The 16,411-nt window shown below is 71.4% G+C and carries 14 protein-coding genes; 6 read left to right on the forward strand and 8 right to left on the reverse strand.

Features of this window, described 5'->3' with window-relative positions; genetic code table 11:
* Positions 1 to 110: 110 nt before the first annotated feature.
* Complete coding sequence (locus A4X17_RS08425) at positions 111 to 3,479, forward strand: glycosyltransferase (RefSeq protein WP_082916035.1); 3,369 nt, start codon at positions 111 to 113, stop codon at positions 3,477 to 3,479.
* Positions 3,469 to 4,902, forward strand: a complete 1,434-nt coding sequence (locus A4X17_RS08430) for a DUF5719 family protein (RefSeq protein WP_064295222.1) — start codon at positions 3,469 to 3,471, stop codon at positions 4,900 to 4,902. The genes A4X17_RS08425 and A4X17_RS08430 overlap by 11 nt, the downstream gene beginning before the upstream one ends.
* 16 nt (positions 4,903 to 4,918) lie before the next feature.
* On the opposite strand, the gene A4X17_RS08435 is transcribed toward A4X17_RS08430, so the two are convergent.
* Positions 4,919 to 5,356, reverse strand: a complete 438-nt coding sequence (locus A4X17_RS08435) for a metallopeptidase family protein (protein ID WP_064295223.1) — start codon at positions 5,354 to 5,356, stop codon at positions 4,919 to 4,921.
* A 107-nt stretch (positions 5,357 to 5,463) separates the two neighbouring features.
* On the opposite strand from A4X17_RS08435, the gene A4X17_RS08440 reads away from it, so the two are divergent.
* Together A4X17_RS08440 and ahcY are read left to right on the forward strand one after the other, a co-directional pair.
* On the forward strand, positions 5,464 to 5,673 hold the full coding sequence (locus tag A4X17_RS08440; RefSeq protein ID WP_369808449.1) for a DUF3499 family protein: 210 nt from the start codon (positions 5,464 to 5,466) through the stop codon (positions 5,671 to 5,673).
* Between the two features lie 82 nt (positions 5,674 to 5,755).
* The gene (gene ahcY / locus A4X17_RS08445) at positions 5,756 to 7,246 is read left to right on the forward strand and encodes an adenosylhomocysteinase (protein ID WP_064295225.1); all 1,491 of its coding nucleotides are present in this window, start codon (positions 5,756 to 5,758) and stop codon (positions 7,244 to 7,246) included.
* A gap of 22 nt (positions 7,247 to 7,268) precedes the next feature.
* Here ahcY and A4X17_RS08450 read toward each other — a convergent pair whose 3' ends face one another.
* Entirely contained in the window at positions 7,269 to 8,129 is an 861-nt protein-coding gene (locus A4X17_RS08450) for an RDD family protein (RefSeq protein ID WP_064295226.1), read from the reverse strand.
* Between the two features lie 67 nt (positions 8,130 to 8,196).
* Between A4X17_RS08450 and A4X17_RS08455 the strand changes: the two genes are divergently transcribed.
* Positions 8,197 to 9,192 (forward strand): stage II sporulation protein M, encoded by a 996-nt coding sequence (locus tag A4X17_RS08455; RefSeq protein WP_064295227.1) that lies wholly within the window; start codon positions 8,197 to 8,199, stop codon positions 9,190 to 9,192.
* Between the two features lie 3 nt (positions 9,193 to 9,195).
* Here the strand turns inward: A4X17_RS08455 and A4X17_RS08460 are convergent, their stop codons facing one another.
* Positions 9,196 to 9,591: a DUF5997 family protein gene (locus tag A4X17_RS08460; protein ID WP_056012681.1), complete on the reverse strand. Its 396-nt coding sequence runs from the start codon at positions 9,589 to 9,591 to the stop codon at positions 9,196 to 9,198.
* A 98-nt stretch (positions 9,592 to 9,689) separates the two neighbouring features.
* Here A4X17_RS08460 and A4X17_RS08465 point away from each other — a divergent pair, with 98 nt between their 5' ends.
* Complete coding sequence (locus A4X17_RS08465; RefSeq protein WP_064295228.1) at positions 9,690 to 10,556, forward strand: LysR family substrate-binding domain-containing protein; 867 nt, start codon at positions 9,690 to 9,692, stop codon at positions 10,554 to 10,556.
* Positions 10,557 to 10,616: 60 nt separating this feature from the next.
* Here the strand turns inward: A4X17_RS08465 and A4X17_RS08470 are convergent, their stop codons facing one another.
* Genes A4X17_RS08470 through A4X17_RS19225 form a run of 5 tightly spaced genes read right to left on the reverse strand, consistent with a single transcriptional unit; the run spans position 10,617 to position 16,325 of the window.
* Positions 10,617 to 11,924, reverse strand: a complete 1,308-nt coding sequence (locus A4X17_RS08470; protein ID WP_064295229.1) for a DUF58 domain-containing protein — start codon at positions 11,922 to 11,924, stop codon at positions 10,617 to 10,619.
* Entirely contained in the window at positions 11,925 to 12,914 is a 990-nt protein-coding gene (locus A4X17_RS08475) for a MoxR family ATPase (RefSeq protein ID WP_064295230.1), read from the reverse strand.
* Positions 12,911 to 14,128, reverse strand: coding sequence for a DUF4350 domain-containing protein (locus A4X17_RS08480; protein ID WP_139205506.1), 1,218 nt, complete (start codon positions 14,126 to 14,128; stop codon positions 12,911 to 12,913). Before A4X17_RS08480 ends, A4X17_RS08475 begins: the two co-directional genes overlap by 4 nt.
* The gene (locus A4X17_RS19220; protein ID WP_064295231.1) at positions 14,125 to 14,793 is read right to left on the reverse strand and encodes a DUF4129 domain-containing protein; all 669 of its coding nucleotides are present in this window, start codon (positions 14,791 to 14,793) and stop codon (positions 14,125 to 14,127) included. Before A4X17_RS19220 ends, A4X17_RS08480 begins: the two co-directional genes overlap by 4 nt.
* Positions 14,790 to 16,325 carry a hypothetical protein gene (locus tag A4X17_RS19225; protein ID WP_157583401.1) on the reverse strand — a complete coding sequence of 512 codons (1,536 nt, stop codon included), beginning with the start codon at positions 16,323 to 16,325 and terminating at the stop codon, positions 14,790 to 14,792. Before A4X17_RS19225 ends, A4X17_RS19220 begins: the two co-directional genes overlap by 4 nt.
* Between the last annotated feature and the right edge of the window lie 86 nt (positions 16,326 to 16,411).

Below are 16,411 nucleotides of genomic sequence, written 5' to 3' on the forward strand. Positions count from 1 at the left end.
GCTTCTTCGAACGCCGACCGAGCCGCTCCCGGCTCACCGGAACGCCCCCGATTCGGGGCGCGCCCGCTCGGTTCCCGCTCTTCCGGCCGGACCCGCTTAGTCTGAATCCGATGTCTCCCCGAGTAACGGCGATTCTCGTGGTGCGCGACGGCTCAGAGCCGCTCGCACGCACGCTCGACGCCCTCCGTGCCCAGACCCGTCCGGCGGACGGGATCATCGCCGTCGCCACCCGCGCGAGTGAGGCGACGATCGAGGAACTCGGCCGCGTCCCCGGCATGAAGCTCGTGACCTCGACCGAGGACCTCAGCTTCGCGCAGGCCGTGGCCGCCGGCGTCCGCGTCACCGATCAGCCTGAGGACGCCGAGCAGATGCTCTGGTTGCTCTCGGAGGACACGGCTCCGGAGCCGACGGCGCTCGCCGCACTGTTGGGCGCCCTCGAGGTCTCACCGTCCGTCGGTGTGGCCGGCCCGAAGATCCTCGACTGGGACGACGCGTCGTTCCTCCGTCGCTACGGCGAGACGATCACCACCCTCGGTGCGGCGGTCCCCGTGGTCGAGGACGAGCTCGACCAGGCCCAGCACGACACCATGAACGACGTGATGGCGGTCGGTCCGGCCGGCATGCTCGTCCGCCATCAGCTGTGGGACCAGTTGGGCGGCTTCGACCAGGCCCTCGTGGCGGACGACGCCCTCGACTTCTGCATCAGGACCCGCCTCGCGGGCTACCTGGTCGCGGTCGTGCCGACGGCGCGGGTCGCCTCCGCCGGCGAAGGCATCGCCGGGCCCTCCTGGTCGAACCGGCTCGGCGCGCGTCGCCGCCGCCACCGTCAGGCCCGCGCCGCACAGCTCCACCGCCGTCTCGTCTATGCGCCCGGGATCATGGTCCCGGTGCACTGGCTCAGCCTCGTGCCCCTCGCCATCCTGCGGGTCATCGGGCACTTCGTGAAGAAGCAGCCCGAGCTCGTGCTGGGCGAGCTCTCGGCGGCGTTCGCCGTCGCGTTCTCCGGGACGAAGGTCGGGAGCGCCCGGCGCCAGCTCGCGAAGAACCGGACCTTGGGCTGGTCGAGCATCGCCGGCTTGCGGATGCGACTCGACGAGGTGCGACGCAAACGCGCGCTCGCGCGGGAGGCGACGCAGATCGGCTTCATCGGCGAGGAACGCGACCTCCGCTTCTTCTCCGGCGGAGGCGCCTGGGTCGTCCTCGCGACGGCGGTCATCGGAGCGGCGATCCTCGCCCCGCTCCTCGGCGCCACCTACCTCACCGGCGGGGGACTCCTCCCGCTCTCGGCGACGGTCGGCGACCTCTGGCAGCACATCGGCTTCGGGTGGCGCGACGTCGGCCTCGGGTTCGTCGGTGCCGCCGACCCGTTCAGCGCCGTCCTCGCGGTGCTCGGGACCGTCACCTTCTGGCAGCCCTCGTTCTCCCTGGTCCTGCTCTTCCTGCTCGCGTTGCCGCTCTCCGCGCTCGGCGCCTGGTTCGCCGCCACCCGGCTCACGGAGCGCAGCGGACCCCGTGCGGTGGCGGCGCTGCTCTGGGCGCTCGCCCCGACGCTCCTGACGGCGCTGGCCGACGGTCGTCCCGCGGCCGTCATCGTCCACGTCCTGTTGCCCTGGCTGTTCTATGCGGGTGTGGTCGCTTCCCGGTCGTGGGCCGCAGCCGGCACGAGCGCCTTCCTCTTCGCCGCGATCGTCGCGAGCTCGCCGTCCCTGGCCCCGGCGTTGCTCGTCATCTGGCTCGTGGCGATGGTCTTCGCCGGTCGGGGAGTCGCGAGGGTGGGACTCGTCCCGATACCCGCCATCGCGCTGTTCGCCCCGCTCATCTGGCAGCAGGGGATCCATCGCAACAACTGGCTCGGACTCCTCGCGGATCCGGGCGTCGCGACACCTGCGACCGCGGCGTCCGGCTGGCAACTGTCCCTCGGCTTCCCCGGCGGCAGCCTGGGTGGATGGAGCCAGCTCGGCGCGGCGCTCGGGCTGCCGGGTGCTGCTCCCGCCATCGTGGTGCCCGCGCTGCTCGCGCCGCTCGCGATCGTCGCCCTGCTGGCCCTGTTCCTCCCAGGGTCCCGACGGGCCGTCCCGTTGCTCATCGCGGCATTCCTCGGACTCGTGTCGGCGGTGTTCGCCACACACCTCCTGCTCGCCTCCGCCGCCGGAACGGCCGTCCCCGTGTGGGCCGGTGCGGCGATCAGCCTCTACTGGCTCGGGATCGTGGGCGCTGCGACCCTCGGCCTCGACCGCATCCCACGGTTCCGGGCGGTCCCGGCCCTCGTCATGGTCCTCGCCGCCGCGGTGATCGCCCTCCCACTCGCCCTCGCCCAGCCCCTCGGCACCTCGGTGGTCCGTGAGAGCTCCGGCCGCCAGCTGCCCGCCTACGTGACGGCCGCGACGCAGACCGATCCTCGGCTCGGCACCCTCGTCATCACACCCGGTGACGACGGCACCATCACCGCGGTCGTCATCCGTGGCCAGGGGGAGACGCTCGACGGCCAGTCGACCATCGCCCAGACGGCCCCCGGCGTGTCCTCGGACGACCGCGTCGTCGCCGAGCTCGCCGGCAACCTCGCGTCGCAGAGCGGACTGGACCCGACGGAGACCCTCGTCGAGCACGGCATCGCCTTCGTGCTGCTGTCGCCGGTCGCCGACGGCGAGGAGCAGACGGTGGCGGGTCAGACCGCCGGCCGCGCGACGAGTGCGCTCGACGCCAACGCAGCGCTGGTCGCCGTCGGTGACACGACGAGCGGGACGCTCTGGCGCACCGTCGCGGACGTCGGCACCGGCCCCGAGCTCCCCACGTCCAACGTGCTCGGCACCCTCATCGGTGTCGGCCTGGGCGTCGTGTTCCTCATCACGCTGCTCCTGAGCATCCCCAACGGTGCGTCCCGCGACGGGTACCGCGCGGGATCCAGGAAGCCGGCGAAGCTGAAGGGCCGTGCCGCTCGCAAGGCGGCCGCGTCTGGGGCGACGGTCGCGGTGATCGACGACGACGCGACCGGCACCTATGACGACGAGGAACCGACCGCCGATCTCGACGACGAGGCGGAGGGATCCGCGTCGGCCGACACCGCCGACGGGTCGACCCGTCCCTCCAAGCCGCGTTGGTGGCGCCGGGGTCAGGCCTCCGCCGGGGCACCCGCTCCCGCGTCGGCACCGGCCGAGGCAACCGATGACGCCGTATCGGTCGATGACGCTCCGTCGACCCCCGACGCCGCGTCGGCCGATGACACCGTCGCTCGCGATGGAACCGGGGTGGTGGTGGAAGACGCCGTCGACCCGGACCCCGACGTGACCGGATCGACGCCGGCCGCCGACGCGGTCGTGGACTCGAACACCACGGCCGACCAGGTCCCCGACGAACCGGCGATCGCCACGGGCGATGCCGTCGTGTCCGAGGCGGATCCGAGCGACTCGACCGAGACGACGCCGGATACCGATACCACCCGCCGGGACACCCCGGGAACGGAGCAGCCGCATGCCCAGTAAGCGCGGAGTCGCCATCACCTCCGGTCGGATCGTCACCGGCCTCGTCGGGATCGGGATCGCCGCGGTCACGATCGCAGCGGCCGGGCAACTGCCCCTCCCGACGGTCGAGATCGCCCCTCAGGACATCCGAGTCACCCCGGTGGCCGGCGACCAGTCGGTCGTGTGCCCTGGGCCGCTGCTCGCCCTGGCCCAGGACGCGACGGCCGCCACGGCAGCCGGCTCCTTCGGCCCGGCGAGTGTCGACTTCGGAGCGAACGGGGTGACGCCCACGACGCGTGAGCTGGCCGCACCCGACAACACGAGCGGCGCGGCGGACGGCGGACCCACGGTGATCACCGTCCCCGGCGCGACCGACGGGACGGTGACCCCACTGAGTGGCGCGCAGTCGCAGATCGCCGCCGAAGCCGAGGTCGCCGGTCTGGCGGCCGCCGCCTGCACGCCGGCCTCGGCCGAGAGCTGGCTCGTCGGCGGGTCGAGTGACATCGGTCGCACCACGCTGGTCCTGCTGAGCAATCCGTCGGCCGTCGATGCGAACGTGACCCTCGAGGTCTTCGGTGCTGCCGGGCGGATCGACGCTCCGGGTGCCGCCGGGATCGTCGTCGCCACCGGCACGCAGCGCGTGATCGCCCTCACCGGCCTCGCGCCCAACGAGCCGACCCCCGTCGTGCACGTGTCGAGCGAGGGCGGTCAGGTGGTGGCCGCGCTCCAGCAGAGCACGGTCCGCGTCCTGACCCCCGGCGGCGTGGAGGTCCAGGGGCCGACCGCGTCGCCCTCGACCGACCTCGTCATCCCGGGCGTCGTCGTCACCGCCCCGGCGGCCGCAGGGGCGAGCTCCGACACCGCGTCCGTCGACGACCGGGCCACGGCCCTCAGACTGTTCGCGCCGGGATCCGATGCCGCCGACGTCGTCATCACCGCCACCCGCGAGAACGCGAAGGACGAGCCGATCGTCATCGACGCCACCATCCAGCCGGGCGTTCCCGGCGAGATCGCCCTGGCCGACCTCCCGGCCGGTGAGTTCTCGCTGGAGGTCACCTCGACCCGACCGGTGGTCGCCGCGGCCAGGACGAACTCGCGCGGCGGAACGCTCGAGGATTTCGCCTGGTTCGGAGCGACACCCGCACTCGACGACACCGCGGCCTTCACCGTCCCGACCGGGCCGGGACAGAAGCTCCACGTCTTCAACCCGACCGGCACCGACGCCGAACTCACGTTGACGGGGGCTGACGGCAAGGAGACCACGGCGAAGGTCGGAGCCGGAGCCGCGGTGACGCTCGGCGTCGGCCCGGGTCAGAGTTACGTCCTCGCCGGGGGCGACGGCCTCCACGCCTCGATCAGTCTCGCTGCGGCGGGGCGGCTCACATCACTGCCGGTCACACCGCCGAACCCGCTGGCTGCGCCGATCAGCGTCTACCCGCGGTGACCGCGGCGGCCGCGGGTCAGAGGAACCGGTAGCGTTCCGGCCCGAGGTCCCAGGGGTCCTTGCCGAGGAGCTCGGCGACGGCGCGGAACACGCAGCTCTCCACCATCATGCGCTGATGCAGCTCGTCGTTCCGGTGGAGCTTGCTCATCCGCTGGATGGGCAGCCGGTACAGGATGATCCGTCGGCGTGCTCGGTCGACGAACCAACGGTCGACGCCGTCCGTCCCGGAGTTCTGCGCCGGCATCGCGCCGACCTCGAACCGGACGTCGGCGAGTTCGGCGGGCCAGGCTCCGCGGAGGTAGTCGGCGGTGGTGGCGACCGTCAGGTCGAACTGGTCGATCCGGGTGTCGATCGGTGGCACGTCCGGTCCGACGACGCTCGAACGACCGTTGCGACCGTGCCGTGATCGGCGGCGCGAGAGGGCGCCTCGCGTCTCCTCGTCAGCCTGCGCCATGCGTCCAGTCTAGGTGTCGTCGGCGGCCTGGTTCAGACCCGCTCGACCGGCGAGCCGGACGGTGCCGCCGGCGCCGCCGGGCTACGCTGGGGCAAATGGTGGACAGGATGTGTTCGAAGGTCGGCTGCTCGCGCGAGCCCGTAGCGACGCTGACTTATGACTACCGTGACTCGATGGCCGTCCTCGGGCCGCTGAGCATCGAGAAGAGTCCACACAGCTACGACCTCTGCTCCATCCATGCCGTACGGCTGAGCGTGCCGCAGGGCTGGAGCGTCGTGAAGCACAGCGTCCTCGGCGACGTCGGCTACGGCTCCTGACCAGCGGCATCCCACCGCGCCTTGCCGATCTCGGGGCCGACATGAAGGTCCACGACGCGTGACGGTCTGCGAGAATGGCGTCATGAGTTCTTCCGCACCGTCTGCCCCCACGACCACCCTGCCCTACAAGGTGGCCGACCTGTCGCTCGCCGAGGCCGGCCGACACCAGCTCCGCCTCGCCGAGAACGAGATGCCCGGCCTGATGGCCCTCCGCGAGGAGTTCGGCGCGAGCCAGCCCCTCGCCGGCGCCCGTATTGCCGGTTCGCTGCACATGACGGTGCAGACCGCGGTGCTCATCGAGACACTCGTCGCGCTCGGCGCCCAGGTGCGCTGGGCGAGCTGCAACATCTTCTCGACCCAGGACGAGGCGGCGGCCGCCGTCGCCGTCGGTCCGCACGGGACCGTCGAGGCACCGGCCGGTGTGCCGGTCTTCGCCTGGAAGGGCGAGACGCTCGAGGAGTACTGGTGGTGCACCGAGCAGATCTTCGACTGGTCGACCGAAGCGGCCACGGCCGGAGCCGAGTGGACCGGCCCCAACCTCATCCTCGACGACGGTGGCGACGCGAGCATGCTCGTCCACCAGGGCCGTCGGTTCGAGCTGGCTGGAGCGGTCCCCGACACGACCGACGCCGACAGCCACGAGTACAGCATCGTCCTCGACGTGCTCCGCCGTTCGCTCGCCGGCAGCAGCGACCGCTGGACGAAGGTCGCCGCCGACATCCTCGGCGTGACCGAGGAGACCACCACCGGTGTCCACCGCCTCTACGAGCTGGCGAAGCAGGGTGAGCTGCTGTTCCCCGCGATCAACGTGAACGACTCGGTCACGAAGAGCAAGTTCGACAACAAGTACGGCATCCGGCACTCGCTGCCGGACGGCCTCAACCGCGCGACCGACGTGCTCATCGGTGGCAAGGTCGTCTTCGTCGCGGGCTACGGCGACGTCGGGAAGGGCGCGGCCGAGGCCCTCCGCGGCCAGGGCGCTCGGGTCATCGTCTCCGAGGTCGACCCGATCTGCGCCCTCCAAGCGTCGATGGACGGCTTCCAGGTCGCGACCCTCGAGAGCGTCGCCGAGCAGGTCGACATCATCGTGACGTGCACCGGCAACTTCAACGTCGTCACCCTCGACCACATCCTCGCGCTCAAGCACCTCGCGATCGTCTCGAACGTCGGGCACTTCGACAACGAGATCGACATGGCCTCGCTCGAGGCGCTCGAGGGCGCCGAGAAGATCGAGATCAAGCCCCAGGTCCACGAGTGGCGCCTCCCCACGGGGCGCAGCGTCCTCGTGCTCAGCGAGGGACGCCTCATGAACCTCGGGAACGCGACGGGGCACCCCTCGTTCGTGATGAGCAACTCCTTCACGAACCAGGTGCTCGCACAGCTCGAGCTCTGGACGCGGATCGAGGAGTACCCGATCGGCGTGTACGTGCTGCCGAAGCACCTCGACGAGAAGGTCGCTCGCCTGCACCTCGACGCGCTCGGCGTGCAGCTGACGACGCTCACGGGCGAGCAGGCCGACTACATCGGTGTGCCGGTCGAGGGCCCGTACAAGGTCGACCACTACCGCTACTAGGCGGTGTCGCCGGTTCCCCGCCTCAGCGGTCGGGGAACCGGTGCGGCTGACCGCTCAGCACCGGCTGGAGGAGCGACAGTCGCTGACGGGCCGCGAGCTGGGCCTGGTACTCGCGCTCCCGGCGGATGACGGCGACCCCGACGAGGAACGCCTCCGGCGGAGCGATCGGCAGGGGCGACACGAATCGGGACACCTCTGCCGCGAGTTCGGCCGCCAATCGGGTCCTCGTGGCCGGGGTGAGCGAGCCGGCCTGCTTGAGGAACTGGGTGACGCGCCGCGCCAGCGGGTCGGGCAGTCGGGCGACGTCCGCACCGCCGGCCCAGGCGGCGAGCTGCGGCGGGATCATCGCCACGGGCTCCACCACCCGCGGCAGACGCTCACGTTGGCTGTAGGTCCCGGCGAGCACGTCGCCCAGGCGCTTCGAGCGAGCACTGAGCAGGCCGGTGAGTGCGGCGATGCCGCCAGCTGTGGCGTAGATCTCGAAGTACCCGGTGAGCGCACGGATGAACGCGTGCCGGAAGCCGGGTGCACCCCCGTCGTCTCGGACGATCCGCGCACCGACGACCAGTCTGCCGAGCGACCGTCCGCGGGTGGCGATCTCGACCGCTGCCGGCAGGACGACGAGGCAGAGCACCGTCAGGCCGAGCACGATGGCGGTGAACATCGCGGTGTCCATGGCGACTCCCGACAGGATCCAGGAGAACATCGCGAGCATGAGGCCGACGAACACGAGGATCGACACTACGTAGTCGATGATGGCACCCGCCGCGCGCAGGATGAATCCGGTGGGCCGCACGTCGAGGGCGACCGCCTCGCCGGTGATGAGCTCGGTGCCGTCGTCCAGCGTCGTCTCGTGCAGCGGGACCCTGGCCGGTTCGGACATGTGCTCCATTCAAGCAGATGCGCGGGGGACCGGCCATGGAGCGCCGCCACCGCGTAGCATGGCTGCGATGGACCTCGACGCCTACTCCGCAGCCCACCGCCAGGAATGGGACCGCCTCGACGCGCTCGGCAAGCAGCGGTTCTTCAGCGGGCCTGAGGCCGATGAGTTGATCGACCGCTATCAAGCCGGGGCGACCCAGCTCTCCGCGATCAAGACGACGGCCGGATCGACGCTCGTCGGCGACCGTCTCTCGGTGTCGCTGTCGCGGGCACGCCTCCGGTTCACCGGGGCCAGTGCGAACGTGTTGTCGAGTGTCCCGCGGTTCTTCGTCCTGGCGCTGCCGGCCGCGCTCTACCGGGTCCGGTGGGTGACCCTCGCGGTAGCGGTCGCGACCGTCGTCATCGCGACCCTGTACGCCGTGTGGATCGCCGGCAACCCACAGGTCCTCGCGAACCTCGGTACCGACGCCCAGCTCAAGCAGTACGTCGAGGACGACTTCGTCGCCTACTACTCCGACAACCCGGCCGCGAGCTTCGCCGGCCAGGTGTGGACCAACAACGCGTGGATCGCAGCGCAATGCGTGGCGTTCGGTATCAGCGGCGTCTGGGTCCCGTACATCATCGTCACCAACGCCCAGGGGGTCGGGCAGGCCGCGGGCGTCATGTTCGCCTACGGCAAGGGCGACGTGTTCTTCGAGTACATCCTCCCGCACGGCATGCTCGAGCTCACGGCGGTGTTCGTCGCGGCAGCGGCGGGTCTCCGCATCTTCTGGGCCTGGGTGGCACCAGGGCCACGGACGAGGGGCCAGGCGCTTGCCGAGGAGGGCCGAGCGCTGTTCACGATCGCCATCGGGCTGGTGATCGTGCTCTTCGTCTCGGGGCTCGTCGAGGGCTTCGTGACGCCGGCACCGTGGCCGTGGGCGGTCAAGATGCTCATCGGCGGGGGAGCGCTCGCCGCGTTCCTGACCTACATGTGCTGGTGGGGCGGTCGCGCGTACCGCTCGGGTGAGCGCGGCGACCTGGCTGCGTTCGAGGCCGGCGCGAAGCGGATCGTCGCCGGCTGACGGTTACTCGCCGGCTTCGGATCGTGCGCGGCGCTCGGCGTTCCTGGCGTTGACCCGGGCGTTCTCGGCGTTCACCTCGGCGTGGACGGCACGCTCCTGCACGAGCCAGGCGGGCAGCGTGCGGAGCAGCTCCTGGATCTGTTCGGTGGTCAACGCCTCGGTGATCTCGGCGCGAGCCAGACCGGAGGTCGACACGCCCAGCTTGCGGGCGACGACGTCGCGCGGGTGCGGTCCGTTCTTGCGGAGCTCGACGAGCCAGTCCGCCGGGTTCGCCTGCAGTTCGAGGAACGCCGACCGCGTGATCGGCTCCTCCTGGAACGACGCCGGGGTCGCCGGCAGGTAGACCCCGAGCTTCTTCGCCGCGGTCGCCGGTTTCATGATCTGTTCGCTCGCACCCATCCGCTCAGCGTACCTCGCTGCGGTGTCCTCGCCCAACCGGCCGGATCACCCGTCGACTGAGCTGCAGTAGTGTGGCAAGCCGAGCAGTGGAGGCTTCGATGGACAGGCAGGACGACCAGGTCGACGGGATCGAGGTCGGCGACGACGGGATCGGCGCCGACACGGTGCCGGAGATCGTTCCGCCGGCGCTGACCGTCGCCTACGCACGCGGCGTGAACCCGGGGAAGTGGGCGCGCATCTGGAGCGAGCGCCGTCCGGACGACGAACTCCGCCTGATCCGGGTGGACCTCGACGAGCAGCGAGCGGTCCTGGCCTCCGGTGCGGCGGACGTCGTGCTCGCCCGGGTCCCGATCGACCATGACGGGCTGAACACGATCGCCCTGTTCGAGGAGCTCCCCGTCGTCGTCTTCGCCAAGGGCGCTGCCCTCGGAGCCGAGGACACGGTCGGGATGGCCGCGCTCGCCGACGAGCAGCTGATCATGACGCCGCTCGTCCTCGAGTGGGCCGAACGTGCCGCCGCGCTCGGGTTCGAGGCCTCGGCGGCGCCGTTGACCGACGACCCGGAGGCCGCGGTCGAGCTGGCCGCGTCCGAGGTCGGAATCGTCGTGGTCCCGCAGTCGGTCGCGCGACTGCACCAGCGGAAGGACGTGGAGTACCGTCCGATCGCCGATCTTCCATCCATCCCGGTCGTGCTGGTGTGGCCTCAGGACCGCGAGGACGAAGCCGTGGAGGAGTTCATCGGCATCGTGCGCGGACGCACGGCCAACAGTTCGCGACGGTCCGCCCCGACCGAGCAGGCCGCCGCTCCTGCACCGCAGCAGGCCGCGAGACGACGGAAGAAGCCGAAGGCCGGCTCGACCCAGGGCACCGCCGCCGGGACGAGCCGGGGCGCCCAGCTCGCCGCGCGGAAGGCCAAGCAGGAGGAGCTCGCCCGGGAACGCCGCAAGAAGCGCAAGGGCCGCTGATCCGTTCTCCCGGGTCCCGCCGGCACGCGGAGGGACCCCGTCGATCGGCGACGGATCGGGTCAGAGTCGACCGGAGGCCTTGAGCGCGATGTAGGCGTCGGCGAGCGCCGGAGGCAGGGTCTCGGGTGAACCGGTGACGACGTCGGCCCCGAGCTGTCTGATCGCCGCCGACACGCGTTCGATGTCGAGCAGGGCGCGTTCGGCCGCAGCGGCGCGGTACACGGTCTCGCGGTCGCCGCGGTCGCGCGTGGCCTCGAGGGTCGCCGGGTCGACGACGCTCGTCACGACCACCGTGTGGCGCTGTGTGAGCTGGGGGAGGACGGCGAGGAGCCCGCGCGCGGCCCCGGGGGCGTCGATCGAGGTCTGCAGGACGACGAGGGCGCGCTGGTTCGTGATCTGTCTGACCTGGCCGGGGACGGCGTCCCAGTCGGTCTCGATGAGTTCCGGGTCGACGAGCGCCATCGCGTCGACCATCCTCGAGAGGAGTTCGGCACCGGTCGCGCCCTGGACGCGACCACGCACCCGCCGGTCGTAGGCGAGATAGTCGATGCGGTCCCCGGCTCTCGTGGCGAGGGCGGCCAACAGGAGCGCGGCTTCGAACGCCGTGTCGATGCGCGGCTCATCGGCGATGCGGGCAGCCGAAGTGCGGCCGGTGTCGGTGACGATGACGACCCGGCGGTCACGCTCGGGCCGCCAGGTGCGGATCATGACGTCGCCGCGTCGTGCCGTGGCACGCCAGTCGATCGAACGCACGTCGTCACCTCGCACGTATTCGCGGAGGGAGTCGAACTCGGTGCCCTGACCGCGGACCATGACGCTCGTCGCGCCGTCGAGCTCGCGGAGGCGTGCGATCCGGCTCGGGAGGTGCTTCCGGGAAGTGAACGCCGGCAGGACCCGGAGGTGCCCGGTGCTGTTCAGCGTCGCCTGTCGAGCGAGGAGACCGAGCGGACCGAACGACCGCACCGTGACCTGGGACACCCGTCGCTCGCCCCGACGGAACGGGGTGAGCACCAGGCTGAGGCTCCGCCGCTCACCGGGCGGGAGGTCGACGCGGAGCCGCTCGGTGGGCGCGCCGGCCGATGGCTGCCAGGCGTCGCGCACCAGCGCCCGGACGCGGCGACCTCCGCGGTTCGTCAGGAAGAGGGTGCTCGTCGCCGAGTCACCGAGCCTGACCCGGGACGGCAGCTGCCGCTGCAGGACGATGTCACGAGGCGAACCGGCGACCGCGAGGTCGAGCGCTCCGAGCGCGGCGGCGAGCACGAGCCACGCGATGAACGCCGGAGCTGCGTCGCCCGTGAGCACGCCGAGCACCACGATCGGCACGATGCCGAACGCGACGAGCGCGACGAACCTCCCGGTGACGGCCATCTAGATGGGCACCTGCACCTGCTGCATGATCGAACGCAGGATCGCGTCGACCGAGACACCCTCGAGCTCGGCCTCGGGCCGCAGCTGCATGCGGTGGCGCCACACCGGGAGGACCATCGTCTGCACGTGGTCGGGGGTGATCGACTGGTAGCCGCTCAGCCAGGCCCAGGCCTTCGCCGCGGCGAGGAGGGCGGTCGTCCCTCGCGGGCTGACCCCGAGCCGGACGGACGGGCTGCGCCGCGTGGCGCGTGCGAGGTCGACGATGTAGGCGAGGACGTCGGCGCTGGCACCCACGCGTCCGACCTCGAGCTGCGCCGCCCGCAGATCGGCCGCGCCCATGACCGGGCGGACGCCCGCAGCCGTGAGGTCGCGTGGGCTGAACCCGGCGGAATGCCGTCGGAGCACCTCCACCTCGACGTCGCGTTCGGGCACGTCGAGGACGAGCTTCAGCAGGAAGCGGTCGAGCTGCGCCTCGGGGAGCGTGTAGGTGCCCTCGTACTCGATCGGGTTCTGCGTGGCGGCCACGATGAACGGGTCCGGGAGTGGGAGCGAACGGCCGTCGACGCTGACCTGGCGCTCCTCCATCGCCTCCAGCAGGGCGGACTGGGTCTTCGGGGGTGTGCGGTTGATCTCGTCGGCCAGCAGGATGTTCGTGAACACCGGGCCCTCGCGGAACTCGAACTCCCCGGTCTTGGCGTCGTAGACGAGGGAGCCCGTGACGTCGCCGGGCATGAGGTCGGGCGTGAACTGCACACGCTTCGTGTCCAGACTGAGCGCGTGGCTGAGTGATCGGACGAGCAGCGTCTTCGCGACGCCGGGCACACCCTCGAGGAGCGCGTGGCCCTTGGCGAGGAGCGCGATGACGAGCCCGGTGACGGCGGCGTCCTGACCCACCACGGCCTTGCCGACCTCGACGCGGACCTGGGCGAGTGCTCGCCGGAGGTCGTCCGGGTTCGGTGCGGTGGATCCTGGCACGGGGGCGTCGGTCATGGATGGTTCCTTCCGGTGAGGTCCGTGGCGCGCGCGACGGCGGCTTCGAGATCGAGCAGGTGATCGGACAGGGAGACGAGCTCGGCGTCGCTCGTCGGTACGGCGTCGAGCAGGACGGACCGCACGTGCCGAGGGTCGAGTCCGGCGAGTCCGGCGACCGTGTCGGCGACCTCGACGACCGAGGCGTGGCGGGAGAGGCCTGCGGCGACCGCGAGGCGGGACACGGTACCGATCCGCAGCGCGTCCAGCGCCCGCTGACGGTTGCCGGACCGCTGGTAGAGGCGTGCGCGCCCCTCCATCGTCTCGCTCGCGCGGACCGCGACGGGCAGGTCCTCGATGACGAGCGGGCCGAAGCGGCGCCCGCGCCAGAACATGGCCAGGATCGCCGTGATGACGACGGTGCCGGTGACCCCGGCGACCCAGCTCGGCGTCAGCGCGTCGAGGCTCGGGGGGCCGGTGACGGGCACGTCGGCGAGGCTCGGCAGGTACCAGATCAACTGCTCGGTCGAGCCGAGCAGGCCGAGCGCGAGGGCGGCGTTCCCCGCACGGTCGACGACGTCGTTCGTCAGCGCGTCGGCCGAGCCGAGGAGCACCCGTGCGCCGTCCGCCTGCGTCACGACCGCGCTCCCGCCGCTGTCGGCCGTGAAGCAGCCGTCGGCGTCGGCGTCGGTGGTCGTGTACAGCGTCCAGCCACCGGTGACCGTCCCCGCCCGCTCGGCGGTGGGGTCGCCGCAGTCGGACGAGAGGACGTCGGTGGCATCCGAGCTGCCCGCGAACGAGACGCCGGGGAACAGGGTGCGGAGCGCCGCGGCCCGGGGGGTGACGACGACGAGTCCGGCGTCGGCGTCGCCCAACCGCTCGAGCTGCGAGGCCTCGAGCAGCCCGCTGGGATCGAACAGGAGGACGGTGCTGTCGGTGTCCTCGACCGCCTCGAGCGTCGCATCGAGCGTGGTCGTCTCCGTCACGGTGACGCCCTCCTGACGGAGCACCTGCGCGAGCGCGCGTCCGCCGTTCGGGGTCTGGTTGCCCGGACTGAGCAGCGCCGCGTCGATCGACGCGCCTCGCGTCGCGAACATGAGCACGAGGGCGATCCCGACCGCGAAGACCGCCGCGATGATCCAGAACCGGTTCCGTCGCAGCCGGGTCCGCAGCCGTGGTGTGGCGACGTCGGGCTCGGGCTGCCCATGCCCCGTGGGCTTCGCCGTGAGCGTCACCGGACCAGCTCCTCGGGGTCGGCGAGGAGCTGCGGCGCGGCGACGGAGAGCCGCGCGTCGAGCGCTTCGAGCTCCCGGTACTGCGCCTCGGTACCCGTCGCCTCGAGGTAGCGGACGGCGTCGAAGACGTCCGCGGCCTCCGCGAGCGCGCGCCCGTCCTGCGGGAACGCGGCCGCCGCCCGGGCGGCGAAACTGTGCGCCGTCGTGCCGGGGGTGACCACGACGATCGTCCGCTCGGACAGTCCGCGAGCGATCGCCCGATACAGCTCCTGGAGCGCGAGGGTCCAGTCGCCGGCCGCGGCGGCGGTCCTCGCGTCCTGGCGCAACCGCTCGGCGGTCCGATCGTCGCGTTCGCCGAAGAGGTCGAGCTGACGGGCGCTCCGCCGGTTGAGGCGGGGGACGCCCCACACGATGAACGCGATGACGATCCCGACGACGACCACGGTCATCGCGATGATCGGGAACAGGCCCGTGAAGGGGCCCTCACCCGGCACCCGGAGGGAGTTCACCCAGTCCCAGAACGCCTTCGACACGATGTCCCACAACGACGGTTGCGCCGTCTGGTACTCGGGCTTCGACAGCTCACGCTGCAAAAGGTCCCGGGCGCCCGGTGCATCCGGGACGAGCGGGACGTCGAGGCGCGACGCGAGGAACAGCGGGCTCATCGGGTCGCTTTGCCTCCGGCAGCGGCGGCGTCGAAGGGGTTGTCGACCGTCTCGCGGCCGCCCGCGCGTGCCTCGACGAACCGCGCGAGGTCGAGGTCGAGCCCCTCCTTGCGCATCCGCAGGTCCACATAGATGACCGCCGACGTGGCACTGATGACGACGACCGTGATCGCGCCGATGATGACGGAGACGAGCAATGACAGGCCCTGCGCGGCGATGGTGGCGACGATCATGGTCGCCTCCGAGTCCACCCCGACGAACAGCACGGGGACGAGACTCGCGAGCAGGCTGATCGGGGTCGCGACGACCTGCGACGCGACACTGACGACCGAGGAGACGAGGAACTGGACGCCGAAGGTCCGCCAGAAGTAGCCGTCGGTCAGGCGCCAGGAGCGAGCGAGCGAGGGGAACACCTTGCCGTTCTCGAGGACGATGATGCTCGGTGTGAGGGAGAACTTCGTCCCGAGCCACACGGAAGCGGCGATCAGGACGAGCAGGGCGCCGATGCCCATGACCACCGTCAGGACCACGCCCGTGGTCCCGCCGAGACCGGTCAGCACGAATCCGAGGCCCACGGCGACGGCGATGAACACCGTCACGACACCGATCAGGAGGAAGGTGTAGCCGATGAGCGGCAGGAATCGCGCTTTCGTGCGTCGCCAGAGCACGCCGAGTGGCAGCTTCTCGCAGAGGGTGCCGCGAGCGACCTCTTGCGCGATGATGCCCTGCAGGATCGCGCTGCCGGCGATCGAGACCGCCACCGGGATGAGGAAGGACAGGATGATGGCCATGATGGCCCCGGCGCTGATGGCGTCCTCCTCGCCAGGGGCCGCCTGCGACAGCCGGCTCAACGAGAGCCAGGTGACGACGCCGACGATGACGAGGGAGAGGACGGCGGTGAGACCCTGCAGCAGCAGGGCGCTCCCGAACGTCGCCTTCGGGTTGCGGCGCAGCACGAGGAAGGGCGCGCCGAACAGGTCGCTGAAGGACAGCGGCCGGAGCGGGATGAGCCCCGGCTTCGGCGGTGGTGCCCATCCCTGCTGGGGACCCGGGGCCCAGGACGCACCGGTCGCGTAGGGATTCGCGTCGTAGGCGGCGGTCGGAGCCGAGGGAGGGGTCCCGTACCCGGGCTGCTGAGCCTGGGGGTACGGCTTGGTGTACTGGGGCGGGACCTGCTGCGGATACGGCTGCTGGCCGTATCCCGGCTGTGGGTACGCCGCCTGCGCCGGATACCCGGGCTGCTGCGGGTATCCCTGCTGCGGCGGGTACCCGGGCTGCTGCGGGTATCCCTGCTGCGGCGGGTACCCGGGCTGCTGCGGGTATCCCTGCTGCGGCGGATAGCCGGGTTGCTGTGGGGCTCCCTGTGGGACTAGCGGCGGAGAGCCGGGCTGCTGCGGATACCCCTGCTGCGGTGGGGACGGCTGCGGTGTCGCCTGCTCCGGCGCCACCGGCTGCTGTGGCCCCTGCGGCGTCGCCCACGGGTTCGGATCCTGATCGCCCATCTCGCCCCCGGCTCGCTGTTCCGTGTCCATCAGCAACACCCCCTCGCCGTCTCGAACCCCTCCATGTTGTCACACCGAGCCTGCCCGCGACCGGCGGTTCGGCGGTTCTCCTGGAC

It is taken from the genome of Plantibacter sp. H53, assembly GCF_001650455.1.
GTDB lineage: Bacteria > Actinomycetota > Actinomycetes > Actinomycetales > Microbacteriaceae > Plantibacter > Plantibacter flavus_A.

Excerpts from the sequence above, each read along its gene's own strand:
- A4X17_RS08425 (WP_082916035.1), top strand. The coding sequence starts at position 111 with ATGTCTCCCCGAGTAACGGCGATTCTCGTGGTGCGCGACGGCTCAGAG.
- A4X17_RS08430 (WP_064295222.1), top strand. The coding sequence starts at position 3,469 with ATGCCCAGTAAGCGCGGAGTCGCCATCACCTCCGGTCGGATCGTCACC.
- A4X17_RS08435 (WP_064295223.1), bottom strand. The coding sequence starts at position 5,356 with ATGGCGCAGGCTGACGAGGAGACGCGAGGCGCCCTCTCGCGCCGCCGA.
- A4X17_RS08440 (WP_369808449.1), top strand. The coding sequence starts at position 5,464 with ATGTGTTCGAAGGTCGGCTGCTCGCGCGAGCCCGTAGCGACGCTGACT.
- ahcY (WP_064295225.1), top strand. The coding sequence starts at position 5,756 with ATGAGTTCTTCCGCACCGTCTGCCCCCACGACCACCCTGCCCTACAAG.
- A4X17_RS08450 (WP_064295226.1), bottom strand. The coding sequence starts at position 8,129 with ATGTCCGAACCGGCCAGGGTCCCGCTGCACGAGACGACGCTGGACGAC.
- A4X17_RS08455 (WP_064295227.1), top strand. The coding sequence starts at position 8,197 with ATGGACCTCGACGCCTACTCCGCAGCCCACCGCCAGGAATGGGACCGC.
- A4X17_RS08460 (WP_056012681.1), bottom strand. The coding sequence starts at position 9,591 with ATGGGTGCGAGCGAACAGATCATGAAACCGGCGACCGCGGCGAAGAAG.
- A4X17_RS08465 (WP_064295228.1), top strand. The coding sequence starts at position 9,690 with ATGGACAGGCAGGACGACCAGGTCGACGGGATCGAGGTCGGCGACGAC.
- A4X17_RS08470 (WP_064295229.1), bottom strand. The coding sequence starts at position 11,924 with ATGGCCGTCACCGGGAGGTTCGTCGCGCTCGTCGCGTTCGGCATCGTG.
- A4X17_RS08475 (WP_064295230.1), bottom strand. The coding sequence starts at position 12,914 with ATGACCGACGCCCCCGTGCCAGGATCCACCGCACCGAACCCGGACGAC.
- A4X17_RS19220 (WP_064295231.1), bottom strand. The coding sequence starts at position 14,793 with ATGAGCCCGCTGTTCCTCGCGTCGCGCCTCGACGTCCCGCTCGTCCCG.
- A4X17_RS19225 (WP_157583401.1), bottom strand. The coding sequence starts at position 16,325 with ATGGACACGGAACAGCGAGCCGGGGGCGAGATGGGCGATCAGGATCCG.